Source organism: Dokdonella sp. (assembly GCF_035511235.1).
In the GTDB taxonomy this organism is placed as follows: domain Bacteria; phylum Pseudomonadota; class Gammaproteobacteria; order Xanthomonadales; family Rhodanobacteraceae; genus Dokdonella.
Genome location: NZ_DATKFQ010000036.1, coordinates 1 through 17,140, shown reverse-complemented (window position 1 = coordinate 17,140; position 17,140 = coordinate 1). Strand labels below are relative to the sequence as shown.

17 protein-coding genes and 1 pseudogene are annotated in these 17,140 nt (G+C 69.9%); 12 read left to right on the top strand and 6 right to left on the bottom strand.

The features are described 5' to 3' along the window. A complete protein-coding gene (locus VMR06_RS15100) occupies window positions 1-612 on the bottom strand; it encodes a C40 family peptidase (RefSeq protein ID WP_325377774.1) in 612 nt (203 codons plus the stop codon). A 251-nt stretch (window positions 613-863) separates the two neighbouring features. On the opposite strand from VMR06_RS15100, the gene VMR06_RS15095 reads away from it, so the two are divergent. The 8 genes from VMR06_RS15095 to truD are packed head-to-tail and all read left to right on the top strand — an operon-like array spanning window position 864 to window position 8,544. Next, window positions 864-2,534 carry a CTP synthase gene (locus VMR06_RS15095; RefSeq protein WP_325377772.1) on the top strand — a complete coding sequence of 557 codons (1,671 nt, stop codon included), beginning with the start codon at window positions 864-866 and terminating at the stop codon, window positions 2,532-2,534. Continuing rightward, complete coding sequence (kdsA, locus tag VMR06_RS15090; protein WP_325377770.1) at window positions 2,531-3,358, top strand: 3-deoxy-8-phosphooctulonate synthase; 828 nt, start codon at window positions 2,531-2,533, stop codon at window positions 3,356-3,358. The genes VMR06_RS15095 and kdsA overlap by 4 nt, the downstream gene beginning before the upstream one ends. 48 nt (window positions 3,359-3,406) lie before the next feature. Further along, window positions 3,407-4,600: a hypothetical protein gene (locus VMR06_RS15085; protein WP_325377768.1), complete on the top strand. Its 1,194-nt coding sequence runs from the start codon at window positions 3,407-3,409 to the stop codon at window positions 4,598-4,600. Between the two features lie 29 nt (window positions 4,601-4,629). After that, a complete protein-coding gene (gene eno, locus VMR06_RS15080) occupies window positions 4,630-5,919 on the top strand; it encodes a phosphopyruvate hydratase (protein WP_325377766.1) in 1,290 nt (429 codons plus the stop codon). Window positions 5,920-5,928: 9 nt separating this feature from the next. Continuing rightward, on the top strand, window positions 5,929-6,225 hold the full coding sequence (gene ftsB, locus VMR06_RS15075) for a cell division protein FtsB (protein WP_325377764.1): 297 nt from the start codon (window positions 5,929-5,931) through the stop codon (window positions 6,223-6,225). A 10-nt stretch (window positions 6,226-6,235) separates the two neighbouring features. After that, window positions 6,236-6,946, top strand: a complete 711-nt coding sequence (ispD, locus tag VMR06_RS15070) for a 2-C-methyl-D-erythritol 4-phosphate cytidylyltransferase (protein ID WP_325378158.1) — start codon at window positions 6,236-6,238, stop codon at window positions 6,944-6,946. 18 nt (window positions 6,947-6,964) lie between these two features. Further along, complete coding sequence (ispF, locus tag VMR06_RS15065) at window positions 6,965-7,510, top strand: 2-C-methyl-D-erythritol 2,4-cyclodiphosphate synthase (RefSeq protein ID WP_325377762.1); 546 nt, start codon at window positions 6,965-6,967, stop codon at window positions 7,508-7,510. After that, window positions 7,510-8,544, top strand: a complete 1,035-nt coding sequence (gene truD, locus VMR06_RS15060; RefSeq protein ID WP_325377761.1) for a tRNA pseudouridine(13) synthase TruD — start codon at window positions 7,510-7,512, stop codon at window positions 8,542-8,544. Before ispF ends, truD begins: the two co-directional genes overlap by 1 nt. Here truD and greB read toward each other — a convergent pair. Further along, window positions 8,523-9,035 (bottom strand): transcription elongation factor GreB, encoded by a 513-nt coding sequence (greB, locus tag VMR06_RS15055; RefSeq protein WP_325377759.1) that lies wholly within the window; start codon window positions 9,033-9,035, stop codon window positions 8,523-8,525. The genes truD and greB overlap by 22 nt on opposite strands. Window positions 9,036-9,075: 40 nt before the next feature. Continuing rightward, entirely contained in the window at window positions 9,076-10,590 is a 1,515-nt protein-coding gene (locus tag VMR06_RS15050) for a helicase HerA-like domain-containing protein (RefSeq protein WP_325377757.1), read from the bottom strand. A gap of 268 nt (window positions 10,591-10,858) precedes the next feature. Here VMR06_RS15050 and VMR06_RS15045 point away from each other — a divergent pair, with 268 nt between their 5' ends. Beyond that, window positions 10,859-12,376, top strand: coding sequence for a transglycosylase SLT domain-containing protein (locus VMR06_RS15045; protein ID WP_325377755.1), 1,518 nt, complete (start codon window positions 10,859-10,861; stop codon window positions 12,374-12,376). Between the two features lie 217 nt (window positions 12,377-12,593). Here the strand turns inward: VMR06_RS15045 and VMR06_RS15040 are convergent, their stop codons facing one another. The 3 genes from VMR06_RS15040 to VMR06_RS15030 all read right to left on the bottom strand — a co-directional run bounded on the left by VMR06_RS15040 (window position 12,594) and on the right by VMR06_RS15030 (window position 14,697). After that, a complete protein-coding gene (locus VMR06_RS15040; protein ID WP_325377753.1) occupies window positions 12,594-13,031 on the bottom strand; it encodes a hypothetical protein in 438 nt (145 codons plus the stop codon). A gap of 176 nt (window positions 13,032-13,207) precedes the next feature. Then, window positions 13,208-14,047: an archaetidylserine decarboxylase gene (asd, locus tag VMR06_RS15035; protein ID WP_325377751.1), complete on the bottom strand. Its 840-nt coding sequence runs from the start codon at window positions 14,045-14,047 to the stop codon at window positions 13,208-13,210. Next, the gene (locus VMR06_RS15030; protein ID WP_325377749.1) at window positions 14,044-14,697 is read right to left on the bottom strand and encodes an SCO family protein; all 654 of its coding nucleotides are present in this window, start codon (window positions 14,695-14,697) and stop codon (window positions 14,044-14,046) included. The genes asd and VMR06_RS15030 overlap by 4 nt, the downstream gene beginning before the upstream one ends. A gap of 64 nt (window positions 14,698-14,761) precedes the next feature. Here VMR06_RS15030 and prmB point away from each other — a divergent pair, with 64 nt between their 5' ends. From prmB to VMR06_RS15015, 3 genes and pseudogenes are all read left to right on the top strand, one after another. After that, window positions 14,762-15,682: a 50S ribosomal protein L3 N(5)-glutamine methyltransferase gene (prmB, locus tag VMR06_RS15025; RefSeq protein ID WP_325377748.1), complete on the top strand. Its 921-nt coding sequence runs from the start codon at window positions 14,762-14,764 to the stop codon at window positions 15,680-15,682. Window positions 15,683-15,684: 2 nt separating this feature from the next. Then, the gene (gene aroC / locus VMR06_RS15020) at window positions 15,685-16,776 is read left to right on the top strand and encodes a chorismate synthase (RefSeq protein ID WP_325377746.1); all 1,092 of its coding nucleotides are present in this window, start codon (window positions 15,685-15,687) and stop codon (window positions 16,774-16,776) included. Beyond that, window positions 16,773-17,140: pseudogene (locus VMR06_RS15015) on the top strand (D-glycerate dehydrogenase); the annotation flags it as partial. The gene aroC and the pseudogene VMR06_RS15015, both read left to right, overlap by 4 nt.

Below are 17,140 nucleotides of genomic sequence, written 5' to 3'. Positions count from 1 at the left end.
CTAGGTGCGGGCGATCGCCTCGGGCCGTTTGGCGCCGGCGAAGCGGCGTGCCCAGTAGCGTTCCTCGAGACTGTCCACGCGCACCACCTTGCCGGCCGACGGCGCATGGATGAAGCGGCCCTCGGCCACATAGATGCCGACGTGCGAGATGCGCCGACCGGCGGTGCGGAAGAACACCAGGTCGCCGGCCTGCATCTGGCTGCGGTCGATCGTGTCGCCGATGCGGAACTGCGCGGCCGAGCCGATCGGCAGCTCGATGCCGAGCGCGTGCTGGAAGACGTAGCGGACGAAGCCGCTGCAGTCGAAGCCGGTCTTGGGGTTGGTGCCGCCGCGGCGGTAGCGGATGTTGCGCAGATCCTTGGCCAGGGCGATCAGCAGGTGGCCCGGATCGGGGCGTGCGGCCGCGGTCTGATTCTCGGCAGGCATCGCGGCGGATGCGGATTCCGCGGCCGGCAGCGCGAGCGAAGTGGTGGTCGGCGTGCCGAGCCAGGCGTCGAGGCCGATCGGGCCGGTCCAGTCGAGCGATGCGGCGTGCAGATCGGCGGCGAGGAGCAGGGCCAGGCCCAGGCTCAGGCCATGAACACGTCGCAGTCGCGCGGGGTGCTTTCGCATCGGGCGGGGCTCGGCAGGGTGAAGTCGAAAGGCCACCCTTGCGGCGCGACCGGCGGCGACGTTAGCAAAGCCCGCCGGGCCTGTTGTTCATGCTCCGTTAAATGTACCGCCGGGTTCTGCGCAGCGGCCGGCAGGCGACGCGGCGTCGTGCCGCAGGCCGCCGCGACCGCCGGCAGAGCGGCGCGCGCCGTCAATGCTCGCGACGCGCTGAGCGAGTCGGTAGAATAGCGTTTTCCTGCGGATTGCTTTCCATGACTCCCCTGATCTTCGTGACCGGAGGCGTGGTGTCCTCGCTTGGCAAGGGCATCGCGGCCGCGTCACTGGCTGCCATCCTCGAGGCGCGCGGTCTGCGCGTGACGATGATGAAGCTCGATCCCTACATCAACGTCGATCCGGGCACGATGAGCCCGTTCCAGCACGGCGAGGTGTACGTCACCGACGATGGCGCCGAGACCGACCTCGACCTCGGTCACTACGAGCGCTTCATCCATACGCGGCTGACCGGCAAGAACTCGATCACGACCGGCAAGATCTACGAGAGCGTGATCGCCAAGGAGCGGCGCGGCGACTATCTCGGCGCGACCGTGCAGGTGATCCCGCACATCACCGACGAGATCAAGCACCGCATCTACGAAGCCACCAGCGGCTTCGACGTGGCCCTGGTCGAGATCGGCGGCACCGTCGGCGACATCGAGTCGCTGCCGTTCCTCGAGGCGATCCGCCAGATCCGCAGCGAGCACGGCCAGGAAATGTCGATGTTCATGCATCTGACCCTGGTGCCGTTCATCAAGGCCGCCGGCGAGATCAAGACCAAGCCGACCCAACATTCGGTCAAGGAGCTGCGCTCGATCGGCATCCAGCCCGACGTCCTGCTGTGCCGCTGCGAGCAGCCGCTGCCGCAGTCGGACCGGCGCAAGATCGCGCTGTTCACGAACGTGCCCGAGAAGGCCGTCATCAGCGCGATCGACGTCGACGTGATCTACAGCCTGCCGCTGTGGCTGCACCAGCAGGGCCTGGACGACATCGTCCTGGACCGGCTCAACTTCAAGGCACGGCCGGCCGACCTGTCCGAATGGCAGCGCGCGGTCGAGGCGATCGAGCACCCGCGCGACGAGGTCACGATCGCGATCGTCGGCAAGTACGTCGAGCACAAGGACGCCTACAAGTCGCTCGGCGAGGCGCTGCGTCACGGCGGCATCAAGCAGCGCACGCGCGTCAACCTGCGCTGGGTCGAGTCCGAGGACGTCGAGCGCCGCAGCGACGAGGTGCTCGGCGGCGTCGACGCGATCCTGGTCCCGGGCGGCTTCGGCAAGCGCGGCTTCGAAGGCAAGATCGCCGCGGCGCGCTACGCGCGCGAGAATCGCGTGCCGTATTTCGGCATCTGCTACGGCATGCACGCGGCCGTGGTCGATTTCGCGCGCCACATCGCCGGGCTGGAGGCCGCCAACTCGAGCGAGAACGACCAGAGCTGCCGCGACCCGGTGATCGCGCTGATCACCGAGTGGACGACCAGCAGCGGCGAGGTCGAGAAGCGCGACGAGTCCTCCGATCTCGGCGGCACGATGCGCCTGGGCGCGCAGGAATGCCGGCTCAAGGCCGGCACGCTGGCGCGCGAGCTCTACGGCAAGGACGTCGTGCGCGAGCGCCATCGCCATCGCTACGAGTTCAACAACCGCTATCGCCAGCGCTTCGAGGATCTCGGCCTGGTGATCTCGGGCAAGTCGATGGACGACCTGCTGGTCGAGATGATCGAGCTGGCCGACCATCCCTGGTACATCGGCTGCCAGGCGCATCCGGAATTCACGTCCACGCCGCGCGACGGCCACCCGCTGTTCATCGGCTTCATTCGCGCCGCGCGCGAGTACCGCGCGGTGCGCACCGCCGAGCGCTTCGCGCAGGCCGGATCGGAGAACCTGGCGTGAAGCTCTGCGACTTCGAGGTCGGCCTCGACCGGCCGCTGTTCCTGATCGCCGGGCCCTGCGTGATCGAGTCCGAGCAGCTCGCGCTCGACACCGCCGGCCAGCTCAAGGACATCACCGGCCGGCTCGGCATCCCCTTCATCTACAAGTCGAGCTTCGACAAGGCCAACCGCACCTCGATCAGCGGCCATCGCGGTCCCGGCATCGAGGAGGGATTGCGCATCCTGTCCGAGGTCAAGCGCCAGATCGGTGTGCCGGTGCTGACCGACGTGCACGAGTACACGCCGATGGAGGAGGTCGCCGAGGTCGTCGACGTGCTGCAGACGCCGGCGTTCCTGTGCCGCCAGACCGACTTCATCCTCAAGGCCTGCAGCGTCGGCCGCCCGGTCAACATCAAGAAGGGCCAGTTCCTGTCGCCGTGGGAGATGAAGCACGTCGTCGACAAGGCCAGGTCGACCGGCAATCCGCAGATCATGGTCTGCGAGCGCGGCGCGAGCTTCGGCTACAACAACCTTGTCTCGGACATGCGCTCGCTCAGCGTGATGCGCGAGACCGGCTGCCCGGTCGTGTTCGATGCGACCCATTCGGTGCAGCTCCCGGGCGGTGCCGGCGGCAAGTCCGGCGGCCAGCGCGAGTTCGTGCCGGTGCTGGCGCGCGCCGCCGTCGCGGTCGGCATCGCCGGCATCTTCATGGAAACCCATCCGGACCCGGACCAGGCGCTCAGCGACGGGCCCAATGCCTGGCCGCTCGGCAAGATGGAAGATCTGCTGGAGTCGCTGGTCGAACTCGACGGTGTCGCGAAGCGCGTGCTCGCTCGTTCCGAGTGAACTAACATCGTCGCGAGGCTAATGGAGCCCTCTGAGTTGGAGACACTCATGATCGGGGAATGGGGACGGCCATTGTTGACGCTCTTGTTCGCTGGAGCGAGTCTGGCTGCGGGCGCGGTGCATGCTCAGCAGATATTGAGGCCCGAGCCGCCGCCGGGGCACGTCGCCGGAATGTTCGGCGATGCAATGACGACGTGGAAGGGAGAACTGGGTGTCCTCTCTGCCTCGACCCCAGGCTTGGTTTCGATCTACACGCGGTCTGGTGGCGCGTGGCATGCGGTCCAGCATATGCCGGCGGAGCCGCGATTCTCGATGTATCGGCTCGCGATGGGTGAGACGTGGCTGGCGATAGCGACGCGCGACATTGGCGCGACGGGCTGGCCCAATTATGTCGACATGTACCGTCGCACCGCCGCTGGTTGGTCGTTTGCCCAGCGGCTTAACTCTCCGGCACCGTCGTTCAACGGCTATGTGCGCAATCTCGTGGTGTCCGATTCGTCGATCGCGATCAGTCTCGGTGAGTGGAGTGCCAACGATGTAATGGTGCGCAGCCGCGTCTATACATATACCTTGGAGGGGGAGCTCTGGGGCGAGGCGCGTGAATTGGTTCCCCCGTTCGATGCACCCCTGTTCGGCGAGGTGATGGCCGCCAACGCACACATGCTTGTCGTCGGTGACCCGACGTTCTTTTCCGGCGGGACGCGATTTGCAATATCGACATTCGTTCGCGAGAACGACGAGTGGCGGTTCGCCTCCAGCTTGGGGGCCTCGATTCCCGACGGCTACGCATTCGGGCGGGCGATGGCCCTGTGCGGTTCGCGTCTCGTTGTGTCGACGACCGGTCGGACCAGCGGCGCCTCGCCACCGGTGCAAGGTTACGTTACGGTCTATCACGGCGGTCCGGAGTCGTGGGTCGCGGACGGTGCGCCGATCGTCACGATCGGCGGCCCCGATCCCACCTTCGGCAGTTCACTCGCATGCAGCGAGTCGACACTGGCAATACGCAGCACACGCACGAAGGGCGCCTACGCCTTGTCGTTCGACGGCGACCGCCAGGTCCGACAGTACATCGTGACGGACCCGGAAGCGTCGAGCGGTGGGTTTGAAGTGGCAGTCGCGGGTGGCGATCTCTTCATCGGCGATCCTCACGGCCCCTGGCTCTCCGGCGCGCCGCAAAATGACGGTGCGGTCTACGTCTATCCGGGCGTGGGTGAGTTCATTCTCATTCAAGGTTTCGACTGAGCTTTCTTCACTAATTGGGCCTTCTTTCGATGCAGATATCCAAGATCCACGCCCGCGAAATCCTCGACTCGCGCGGCAATCCGACGCTCGAAGCCGAGGTCACGCTGACCGACGGTTCGCTCGGCCGCGCCGCAGTGCCGTCCGGGGCCTCGACCGGCTCGCGCGAGGCGGTCGAGCTGCGCGACGGCGACAAGGCGCGCTATCTCGGCAAGGGCGTGCGCAACGCGGTCGCCAACGTCAACACGACGATCGCCGAGGCGCTCGCCGGTTTCGATGCGGCCGACCAGCGTGGGCTCGACGGGAAGCTGATCGCGCTCGACGGCACGCCGAACAAGGGCCGCCTCGGCGCCAATGCGTTGCTCGGCGTCTCGCTGGCCAATGCGCATGCGGTCGCCGCCTCGCGGCGGCTGCCGCTGTGGAAGCATCTGGCCGGCGACCGCGCCGCGCGGCTGCCGGTGCCGATGATGAACATCGTCAACGGCGGCGCGCATGCCGACAACAACGTCGACATGCAGGAATTCATGGTGCTGCCGGTCGGCTTGCCGAGCTTCGCCGAAGCGCTGCGCGCCGGCACCGAGATCTTCCATGCGCTCAAGTCGGTGCTGAAGGGGCGTGGACTCTCGACCGCGGTCGGCGACGAAGGCGGTTTCGCGCCGAACCTGCGCTCGAACGAGGAAGCGGTCGAAACGATCCTCGAGGCGATCGGCCAGGCCGGCTATGCGGTCGGTCGGGACATCTGGCTCGGCCTCGACGTGGCCAGTTCGGAGTTCTACAAGGACGGCGCCTACCACCTCGAGGGCGAGGGCAAGGTGCTCTCGTCCGAACAGTTCGCCGATTTCCTGGCCGGCTGGACCCGGCAGTACCCGATCGTCACGATCGAGGACGGCATGGCCGAGGGCGACTGGGACGGCTGGAAGCTCCTGACCGAGAAGATCGGCCGCACCGTGCAGCTGGTCGGCGACGACCTGTTCGTGACCAATACGGCGATCCTCAAGGAAGGCATCGACCGCCACATCGCCAATGCGATCCTGATCAAGGTCAACCAGATCGGCACGCTGACCGAGACGCTCGACGCGATCGCGATGGCCGACGCGGCGAAGTACGCCGCGGTGGTCTCGCACCGCTCCGGCGAGACCGAGGACACGACGATCGCGGACCTGTCGGTCGCGACGACCGCGACCCAGATCAAGACCGGCTCGCTGTGCCGCTCCGATCGCGTCGCCAAGTACAACCAGCTGCTGCGGATCGAGGAGGCGCTCGGCTCGGCCGCGCGCTACGCCGGCCGCGAGGCGTTCCCGAACCTGCCGGACTTCCGCTGACACGCCGTCGTGCTGCGCTACGTCGCCCTCCTGCTGTTGATCGTGCTGATCGCGCTGCAGGTCAAGCTGTGGACCGGGCAGGGCGGCATGCGCGACATCTGGACGCTGGAGGCGCGCATCGCCGAGCAGACCGCCGAGAACGAAAGGCTCAGGGTGCGCAACGACGCGCTGGCCGCCGACGTCGAGGACTTGAAGCACGGCGACGCCGCGGTCGAGGAGCGCGCGCGCTCGGAGCTCGGCCTGATCAAGCCCGGCGAGACGTTCTATCACGTGGTGGAACCGGCCAAGCCCGGCGAGCGCAAGTAGGCCGATGGACGTGATCCCCTCGTGCTGGTGCGTCGTGGTCGCCGCCGGCCGCGGCCTGCGCTTCGGCGGCGAACTGCCCAAGCAATACGTGCCGATCGGCGGCCGGCCGCTGCTGGCCTGGACGCTCGAGCGTCTGGCCGCGCATCGGCGCATCGCCGGTCTGGTCGTCGTGCTGGCGGCTGGCGATCCGCACTGGCCGGCCATCGACAAGCCGGCCGGCAAGCCGCTGCTCGTCGCGAGCGGCGGGCGTACCCGTGCCGATTCGGTGCTGGCCGGGCTCGAGGCCTTGCCGGCGACGGTGGCGCCTGCGGATTTCGTGCTGGTCCACGATGCGGCGCGCCCCTGCGTGCGCGCCGACGACATCGAGCGCCTGATCGCGCTCGGCGTGCCGGCTGGTGGTGCCCTGCTGGCGGCGCCGCTGCGCGATACGCTCAAGCGCGCCGACGCGGCGCAGCGCGTCGACGTCACCGAGCCGCGCGAATCGCGCTGGCGTGCACTGACGCCGCAGCTGTTCGCACGCGGCGCGCTGGCGGCGGCACTGGGGTCGGCGCGTGCGGACGGCATCGAGGTCACCGACGAGGCGATGGCGATGGAGCGCTGCGGCCTGCGGCCGCTGCTGGTCGAGGGCGCCGACGACAACATCAAGGTGACGACGCCGGCCGATCAAGCGCTGGCCGAGTTCCTGCTGCGGCGCCTGACAGCCGATGCCGCGGCGTCCTGAACACCGGAGACTGCCCACATGCGGATCGGCCAGGGTTTCGACGTTCACGCCTTCGGCGCCGGCGACCACGTGATGCTCGGCGGCGTGCGCATTCCGCACACGCACGGCCTCGTCGCGCACTCGGACGGCGACGTGGTGATCCATGCGCTGTGCGACGCGGTGCTCGGCGCGCTGGCGCTCGGCGACATCGGCCGCCATTTCCCGCCGACCGATCCACGCTGGAAGGACGTCGGCAGCCGCCATTTCCTGCTGCACTGCGCGGCGCTGATGATCGAGCGCGGCTATGCGATCGCCAATGCCGACGTCACCGTGATCGGCGAAAGGCCGAAGGTCGGTCCGCATGCGGCGGCGATGCGCGAGCATCTCGCGGCCGACCTCGGTTGCGCGGTCGGCGACGTCAGCGTCAAGGCGACCACGACCGAGCAGCTCGGCTTCACCGGGCGCGGCGAGGGCATCGCCGCGCTGGCGGTCGTGCTGCTCGAGCGGCGCCGGCCGGCCGCGATGGTCGAGCCGGCCGGCGATCCGCTGCGCGAACTCGTCGCGCGACTCGATCCGGAGACCTGATGGAACGCCTTCCGTACGCGCATGGCGGTCCGCTGCTGCGCGGCCTGCTGCGCGCCGAGCCGGCCGATTTCATCGTCGAGGAACTGCTCGGCTTCGAGCCGGCCGGCGCCGGCGAGCACGTCTTCGTGCAGATCGAGAAGGTCCAGGCCAATACCGACTGGGTCGCGCAGAAGCTCGGTGCCTTTGCCGGCGTCGCCGCGGTCGGTGTCGGCTATGCCGGCCTCAAGGACCGGCACGCGGTGACGCGGCAGTGGATCTCGCTGCATTTGCCGGGGCGCGCCGATCCGGACTGGGCCGCGTTCGAGGTGCCCGGCGTGCGCGTGCTGCAGGCGCTGCGCCACGACCGCAAGCTCAAGCGCGGCGCGCACCGCGGCAACCGGTTCCGGATCCGGCTGCGCGCGGTCGGTGGTGAGGTCGATGCGGTCGCGATGCGCCTCGCGGCGATCGCGGCCGACGGCGTGCCGAACTACTTCGGCGAGCAGCGTTTCGGTCGCGACGGCGACAATCTCGTCCTCGCGCGCCAGCTGTTCGCCGGGCAGCGCCTGCCGCGCCATCTGCGTGGCCATGCGCTGTCGGCGGCGCGCTCGCTGCTGTTCAACCGCGTGCTCGCCGCGCGCGTCGACGCCGGCAGCTGGAACCAGGCGCTGGCCGGCGAGGTGTGGATGCTCGACGGCTCGCATGCGATCTTCGGTCCGCTGCCGTTCGACGAGACGCTGGCCGCACGTCTGGCCGCACGCGATATCCACCCGACCGGTCCGATGTGGGGGCGTGGCGCGCTGCGCAGCGAGGACGCGGTGCGCGCGCTCGAGGCGGCGGTCGCCGCCGCGGAACCGGAACTGGCCGAAGGCCTCGTCGGCGCCGGGCTCGATCAGGAGCGCCGTGCGCTGCGCCTCGGCGTCGCCGACCTGAACTGGGAATGGGAGGACGAGACGACGCTGACGCTTGCGTTCGCGCTCGAATCGGGTGCCTACGCGACGACCGTGCTGCGCGAGCTCACCGACTGGGGTTCCGGTCAGGCGTCGGCCGGCACCTGATAGGCGATGCGCACGATCTCGTAGTGCGCCGGACTGGACGGCAGCTGCACCTCGAACGCGTCGCCTTCGCGCTTGCCGAGCGCCGCGCGCGCGAGCGGCGAATCGAGACTGATCCAGCCGCGCTGCGGATCGGTCTCGTCGGGTCCGACGATGCGGTACAGCCGGCCCCGGCCGGCCTCGTCCTCCAGCTCGATCCACGCGCCGAAATAGACCACGCCGGTGTCGGCCGGCGCCGCATCGACCACCTTCAGCGATTCGAGCCGCTTGGTCAGGTAGCGCAGGCGGCGGTCGATCTCGCCGAGCTGCTTCTTGCGATACGTGTATTCGGCGTTCTCGGAACGGTCGCCCTCGGCCGCGGCGGCCGCCAGCGCGGCGACCACCTCCGGCCGCCGCACACGCCAGAGCGTGTCGAGCTCGTCGCGCAGACGGCGATGGCCGTCGGCGGTGATCATCGCCGTCGATGGCGCGGCGGCCGGACGCCAGCGGCTCATGGTACCGCCGCCGATGTCATCGCTGCGTGCATCATCCCGCTCAGCGCTTCATGATCGAGCCGAGCACGCCGCGCAGGATCTTCGAGCCGTTCGCACCGCCGATCTGGCGGCCGATCTGGCCGGCGACGTTGCGTGCGGCGGTCTTGGTCATCGTTTCGAGGATGCCCTGGCGACGCTTGGTGCCGAATACGGCGTCCTTGACTGCGTCCATCCAGCCGCGTTCCTGCGCCGCCGCGCCGCCGCCCTTGCCGGGCGCCGCATCGGGCTCGCGCGTCGCGGCGGTCGCCTCGGCACGCTTGGCCAGCAGTTCGAACGCCGACTCGCGGTCGAGCGCGGTGTCGTACTTGCCGCCGACCGGCGAGCGCGAGCGCACCGTCGCGCGTTCGTTCGCGTCGATCGTGCCGATGCGGCAGCCCGGCGAGGCGATGAACGCGCGCTCGACCGGGCTCGGCACGCCGCCGGCGTGCAGCGTCGAGACCAGGGCCTCGCCGACGCCGAGCTGGGTGATCGCCTCGGCGACCTTGATCTTCGGATTCGGCGGGAACGTCTCGGCCGCGGCCTTGACCGCCTTCTGGTCGCGCGGCGTGAACGCGCGCAGCGCGTGCTGCACGCGGTTGCCGAGCTGGCCGAGGATCACCGGCGGCACGTCGTCGGGGTTCTGCGAGCAGAAGTAGACGCCGACGCCCTTGGAGCGGATCAGCCGCACGACCTGCTCGATCCGCTGCACCAGCGAGGCCGGCGCGTCGTCGAACAGCAGATGCGCCTCGTCGAAGAAGAACACCAGCTTGGGCTGGTCGAGGTCGCCGGCTTCGGGCAGCTTTTCGAACAGCTCCGAGAGCAGCCACAGCAGGAACGTCGAGTACAGCTTCGGCTTGAGGATCAGCTGGTCGGCCGCGAGGATGTTGACGATGCCGCGGCCGCTCATGTCCTGACGCATGAAATCGGCCAGTTCCAGGGCCGGTTCGCCGAAGAAGCCGTCGCCGCCGGCTTGCTCGAGCGACAGCAGCGCGCGCTGGATCGCGGCGATCGAGGCCGTGCTGATCAGGCCGTAGCGCTGCGAGATCGCCTTGGCGTTCTCGGCCGCGTAGGTCAGGATCGCACGCAGATCCTTGAGGTCGAGCAGCAGCAGGCCCTCGTCGTCGGCAGCCTTGAAGATCACCTCGAGCACGCCCGACTGCGTGTCGTTGAGCTCGAGCAGGCGCGCCAGCAGGGTCGGTCCCATCTCCGAGACCGTCGCGCGCACCGGATGGCCGAGCGCGCCGTAGATGTCCCAGAATACGACCGGATTGGCGTTGGCGCTCCATTCGAAGCCGAACCTGTCGAGGCGCGCCTTGAGCTTGTCGTTCATCGCGCCGGCCTGGCACAGACCCGCCAGGTCGCCCTTGACGTCGGCCAGGAACACCGGCACGCCGAGCTTGCTGAAACCTTCGGCCAGCAGCATCAGCGTGACCGACTTGCCGGTGCCGGTCGCGCCGGCGATCAGACCGTGGCGATTCGCGTACGGCGTCTCGAGGAACACCTCGGCGTCGCCTTTGCCGATCAGTATCTGGCTCACTGCATGTCCTCGGATGGCCGGTTCGGCACTGCGGGGCGATTGTATGCGGGCGCTGCCGGGCGCGCGACGGGCGCGAGGCGCGGATCCGGCACGCCGGTGCCGCTCGGCGCCGGCATCGGCATCGGCATCGGCATCGGCATCGGCATCGGCATCGGCATCGGCGCGGCGCGGCGCGGCGCGGCGGCGCGACCGCATCGCGGCGGCCAACGCGGTTGCCCGCTCCGGCCGCTCCCGGTAACGTGCGGCGATCACTTGCCGGAATCCGCCCATGATCCTGCCGATTCGCCTTTCGATGATCGCGGCCCTGGTCGCGCTCGCCGCCGGCTGCGCCGGCACGCCGTCTCGCACCGGCAGCAGCGTGCCGGGCAAGGTCAACGAGCCGGGCGTCGACGCGCTGTATGCGCGGCTCGAAGCCGATGCGCGCCGCTACGAGACCGGTCTGGCGGCGGCGCGCACCGGCGAGGTCGAGCGCGCGCGCACCGAGACGCTGGCCGCGCTCGACGATCTGCGCGCGGCCAGCGCGCAGTGCAGCCGCACGCCCGGCTGCGAACGCGACCGCTTCGATTCCACGTTCGACCGCCTGCTACGCCTGCATGTGGACGGCCTCGTCGACGCCGAGCCGATCGCCGACGGCGCGACGCCGGGCGAGCCGACCGAGGAAGCCGGCGAGTCCTCGCCGGTCACGGCCGCGCTGCCGGAGCTGGAGCGCTCGATCACGCTGCTGAAGGGACGCGAGCTGGCCGAGGTCATCGCCGTCAACAGCACCGTCAAGGGCGCGATCGAGCAGTGGCTGACCCAGTACCGTCCGAACCTGATCGCGACCTACGTCAACTACCAGTACATGCGCTATCGGATGTGGCCCGAGTACCACAAGGCCGGCCTGCCCGAGGCGGTGCTGTTCGGCATCATGGCCAAGGAGTCCGGCGGCAAGGTGCATGCGGTCTCGCGCTCGGGCGCCTCCGGGCCGCTGCAGTTCATGTACGCGACCGGCCTGCGCTTCGGCATGACGACCGTCGACGGCTTCGACCAGCGCTTCGATCCGGGCCTGTCGGCGCGCGCCAACGCCGCCTACGTCAACGAGCAGTTGGCCGCGCTCAACAACAACCTCGAGCTGGTGCTGGCCGCCTACAACGGCGGCGAGGGGCGCATGCGCCGGCTTGCCGGCGGCCGCCCGGACGCGAGCTTCTGGGATCCCAAGCTCTACGCGACGCTGCCGAGCGAAACCCGCGACTACGTGCCGATGGTGCTGGCCGCGGCCTGGCTGTTCCTGCATCCGGAGCGCTACAACCTGACGTTCCCGCAGATCGACGGCCGGCCCGGCGAGATCGTGCTCGCGCAGCCGACCTCGATCAACGAGCTGACCGTGTGCTTCGGCCAGGCCGGCGGTGCGACCGACGGCTGGTTCCGCACGCTGCGCAACCTCAATCCGCGCTACGACCCGCAGCAGCGCCAGCCGGCCGGCACGCGGCTGGAGGTGCCGGCGCAGCTCGAGGCGGCCTATGCCGAGTCCTGCGCCGGCGGCCGCTGGCGCACGCTGGCCGGCGAGCTGCGCGATGCGGCCGTGCCGGCCCGCGCGCTGGCCTCCACGGCGCGCGAGACCAGCCGCGATGGTGGCCCGCGCCAGCGCGCCTACACGGTCCGCAAGGGCGATACGCTGGCCGCGATCGCGCGGCGCACCGGCTGCGGCACGCCGGTCGACATCGCGCGCGCCAACGGCATCCGCGCCCCGCGATACGCGATCAAGCCCGGCCAGACGCTCAAGCTGACCGGCTGCTCGAACCGCTGAGCGCACTGACGCGGCCGCGTGCGGGCACGCTCGGCCCGGGCCGCCGCTGCGTCGGAAGAACGGCAGGCGCCGCGAACGGATGGCGCCGGCGGCCCGCGCGCGGAATCGACGGGACCGATGGATGCCGCGAGCAGCCGGACGCGCCGTCAGCTGCAGTCAGGCGCTGCGCGAAAGGTTGGCGAGGCGACCGCGACCGGACCGTCGGGCGCCGGCGGCGTCAGGCGACCTTGGCGCTGGCGCCGAACCACTGATCCAGTTCGGCCGGCGGTACCGTTTCCTTGAGCGCACGCAGCGCGCGCACGATCAGACGGTGCACGTCCTGCTGCCGCTCGAACGGCGAATCCTTGGTCTCGTGGTAGGCGACGGTCAGCCACAGCGCGATGCCGCGCATGCGCACCTGCGGATTGTCCGAGCGCATGCGTTCCAGGCCGATCTCGGTGCCGGCGCCCCAGGGCCGGTATTTCTCCTCGGCCGGCGTCGCGTACAGATGCGGGAACTCGCTCTTGCTGGCGGCCGTGAACTCGCGCATCGTCAGCGCGGCCAGCTGCTTGCGGGCGTTCGGCGTCAGCTCGTCGATGGCCTTGCCGACCTCGCGGAACTGGCGGCGAAGCTGGGTGGCGCGGCTGAGGGCGATGATGCGGATCACGAGGCGCATGGGAACTCCCGGTCTGCGGGCCGGACATACCCCTGCGGCCCGCCGGCATTCTAGCCGGGCAGCGCGGCGCGTGCCTGTTGAGCCAGTCACAAAATGTCAGCAATGGTCACAATGTGACGAGCGGGCCGCAGGCGCCGCGGCGCGCCCGCTGAAACGGCGTCAGGCGAAGCGGCGCCTCAGGCGAAGCGGCCGATCGGCTGGCCGACCTTGACCGGTGCGTGCGGCAGCAGCGCGTCCGCGAACGCCGGGCCCGGCGGCAGCAGCACGATCACGGTCGAGCCCATGTTGAACCGGCCCAGTTCGGCGCCGCGCGCCAGGTGGATGCCGCGGCCGCGCCAGTCGCGCCGGATCGGCCGCGACGCGTACGGCGGGATCTCGAGCCCGCCCCAGACCGTGCTGACGCTCGATACCAGCATCGCGCCGACCAGGACCACCGTGAACGGGCCCTGCGCGCCGTCGAAATGGCAGACCAGACGCTCGTTGCGCGCGAACAGGCGCGCAATGCCGGCGACCGCGAACGGCGCGACGCTGAACAGGCGGCCCGGGATGTGGACGGTCTCGCGCAGCGTGCCGGCCCACGGCATGTGGACGCGGTGGTAGTCGCGCGGCGCGAGATAGATCGTCGCGAAGCGCCCGTCCCGGAACGGCGCGCCGGTCAGCGCGTCGCCGAGCAGCTCGTCGGTGCTGTAGCTGTGCCCCTTGGCCTGGAAGATGTGGCCGTCGGCGATTGCGCCGACCTGGCTGACGCGGCCGTCGGCCGGGCACAGGACTTCGCAGGGATCGGTGTCGAAGCGGCGTGCGCCGGGCTTGAGCGCACGCGTGAAGAACGCGTTGAAGTGCGGATACGCCGCGGCGTCGGATTGCTCGGCCTCGTCGAGGTTCACCTGGTAGCGGCGCGTGATCTGGCCGATCAGGAAGTTCTTCCAAGGCGTCCATTCCCAGCGCGTGGCCCAGTACACGAGCCGCGACAGCAGGCGGTGCGGCAGCAGATGCTGCGCAAGCAGGGGCAGGTTCATCGGACGTGGTCCATCAGCGTCCGCAAGTCCGCCGCGACCGCCTCGGCCACGAACGGCGGCCGGAACAGACCGGCGACGTGGCCTTCCGGCGTCACGATGACGGCCGAGGCGCTGTGGTCGACCGAGTAGGTGCCGTTCTCAAGCGGACCGCGCGCGTAGATCATGCCAAGGCCGCGCGTCAGCCGCGTCAGCTCCTCGTCGCTGCCGGTGGCGGCGACGAAATCCGGATCGAAGAACGCGACGTAGCGGCCGAGGATCTCCGGCGTGTCGCGCGCCGGATCCACCGAGATGAAGTCGAAGCGCGCGCGATCGGCCAGTCCCTGGGCCTTCAGGCGCTGCCAGACGTCCTTGAACGTCGCCATCGTGGTCGGACAGACGTCCGGGCAGTGCGTAAAGCCGAAGAACACCACCGTCCAGCGGCCGCGCCAGTCGGCCGGCGTCAGCGGCGCGCCGTTGGCCTGGTGCAGCGTGAAATCCGGCACCTGGCGCGGCTGCGGGTAGAGCAGGGCGTTGCGCATCGGTGGCAGGTCGGGACCGGACGAGCGGCCGAGCCAGCGGTCGCCGGCCCACAGGCCGAGCGCGGCGGCCACCGCGGCGAGTACGATCAGCAGCGAGACGGAGATCCGTCCGGAACACGGGTATGGGGTCATCGCCAAATTATAGCGGGGCCTACCGCCTATACTGTGCGACCTTCCATCGCATCTCTTTTCGTCAATGACCGCCGAACTCGCGACGATCGTCGATTTCATCCGCTACGGGGCCAGCCGCTTCGGCGCCGCCGGACTGACCTTCGGCCACAGTTACGACAATGCGCTGGACGAGGCCACCCATCTGGTGCTGCACGTGCTGCACCTGCCGCCGGACCTGTCGCCGGCCTACGGCCAGGCCAGGCTGACCGCCGATGAGCGCCGTGACGTGCTCGCGCTGATCGAACGGCGCATCGTCGAGCGTACGCCGGTGGCGTATCTGACCGGCGAGGCCTGGTTCGCCGATCTGAAGTTCAAGTCCGATCCGCGCGCGCTGGTGCCGCGCTCGCCGATCGCCGAGATGATCCGCCGCGGCTTCTCGCCGTGGCTCGACGACCGCGAAGTAGGACGCGCGCTGGACCTGTGCACCGGCTCGGGCTGCATCGGCATCGCGATGGCGGTGCACCATCCGGACTGGGCGGTCGACCTGGTCGACATCAGCCGCGACGCGCTGGCGCTGGCCGGCGAGAACATCGCATTCCACCACGTCGGGCCGCGCGTGCGCGCGCTGCACTCGGATCTGTTCGCCGGCATCGCCGGCGAGCGCTACGACCTGATCGTCAGCAATCCGCCGTACGTGACGTGCCAGGAATTCGCCGAGCTGCCGGCCGAGTACGCGCACGAGCCGGAGCTGGGCCTCACCGCCGGCGAAGACGGCCTCGATTTCGCGCTGCGCATCCTCGCCGAGGCGGCCGATCATCTGACCGAGGACGGCGTGCTGATCGTCGAGGTCGGCGAGAGCGAGCACGCGCTGGTCGCGCTGCTGCCGGAGCTGCCGTTCAACTGGATCGAGTTCGACGTCGGCGCGATGGGCGTATTCCTGATCGACCGCGCCGACCTGGTCGAACATGCCGAGGCGATCGCCGCGGCGGCAGCCGCGCGGCGCTGACGATGGCCGGCAACACCTTCGGCACGCTGTTCGCGGTGACCACGTTCGGCGAGAGCCATGGTCCGGCGATCGGCTGCGTCGTCGACGGTTGCCCGCCCGGGCTGCCGCTGGCGCCGGAGGATTTCCGTCAGGACCTGGACCGGCGCGCGACCGGCCGCTCGCGCCACACCTCGCAGCGCCGCGAGGCCGACCAGATCGAGATCCTGTCCGGCGTCTACGAGGGCCGCACCACCGGCACGCCGATCGGCCTGCTGATCCGCAATACCGATGCGCGCTCCAAGGACTACCGCGAGCTGAGCGACACGTTCCGCCCCGGTCACGCCGACTACACCTACTGGCACAAGTACGGCATCCGCGATCCGCGCGGCGGCGGCCGTTCCTCGGCACGCGAGACGACGATGCGCGTCGCCGCCGGCGTGATCGCCAAGAAATGGCTCGCGCTTGCGCACGGCATCCGCATCCGCGGCCATCTCGCGCAGCTCGGCGAGCTGGTGCCGCAGCATTTCGACGCCGGCGCGATCGAGGACAACCCGTTCTTCTGGCCCGATCCGTCGATGATCGACGCGCTCGAACGCTACGTCGACGCCTTGCGCAAGGCCGGCGACTCGGTCGGCGCGCGCGTCACCGTCGTCGCCGAAGGCGTGCCGGTCGGCTGGGGCGAGCCGATCTACGGCAAGCTCGACGCCGAGCTCGCCTCGGCGCTGATGTCGATCAATGCGGTCAAGGGCGTCGAGATCGGCGCCGGTTTCGCCGCCGTCGCGCAGAAGGGTACCGAACACCGCGACGAGATCACGCCCGAAGGTTTCGTGTCGAACCACGCCGGCGGCATCCTCGGCGGCATCGCGACCGGCCAGCCGGTCGTCGCCTCGATCGCGTTCAAGCCGACGTCGAGCATCCTGGTGCCCGGCCGCAGCGTGAACCTCGCCGGCGAGCCGGTCCAGGTGCGCACGATCGGCCGCCACGACCCCTGCGTCGGCATCCGCGCCACGCCGATCGCCGAAGCGATGGTCGCGCTGGTGCTGATCGACCAGGCGCTGCGGCATCGTGCGCAATGCGGCGACGTCGCGCCGCGGACGCCGCGCGTGCCGGCATGACCGCCGCGCGCCCGCGCGTCTACGTCGCGCAGCCGCTGTTCGCCGACGTGCTGGCGCCGCTCGCGGCGCAGGCCGAGCTGATCGTCGAGCCGGTCGAGGGCCAGCGCGACGCTGCCGCGCTGGCCGCCGGGCTGCGCCAGGCCGACGCGGCGATCGTCACGATCGCCGAGCGCGTCGATGCGGCCGCGATCGCCGGCGCACAGCGGCTGCGCATCGTCGCCAACGTCGGCGTCGGCTACGACAATCTCGACCTCGCCGCGCTGCGTGCCGCCGGCATCGCGGCGACCAATACGCCCGACGTGCTGACCGATACCGTCGCCGATTTCGCGTTCGCGCTGCTGCTCAGCGCCGCCCGCCGCATGAC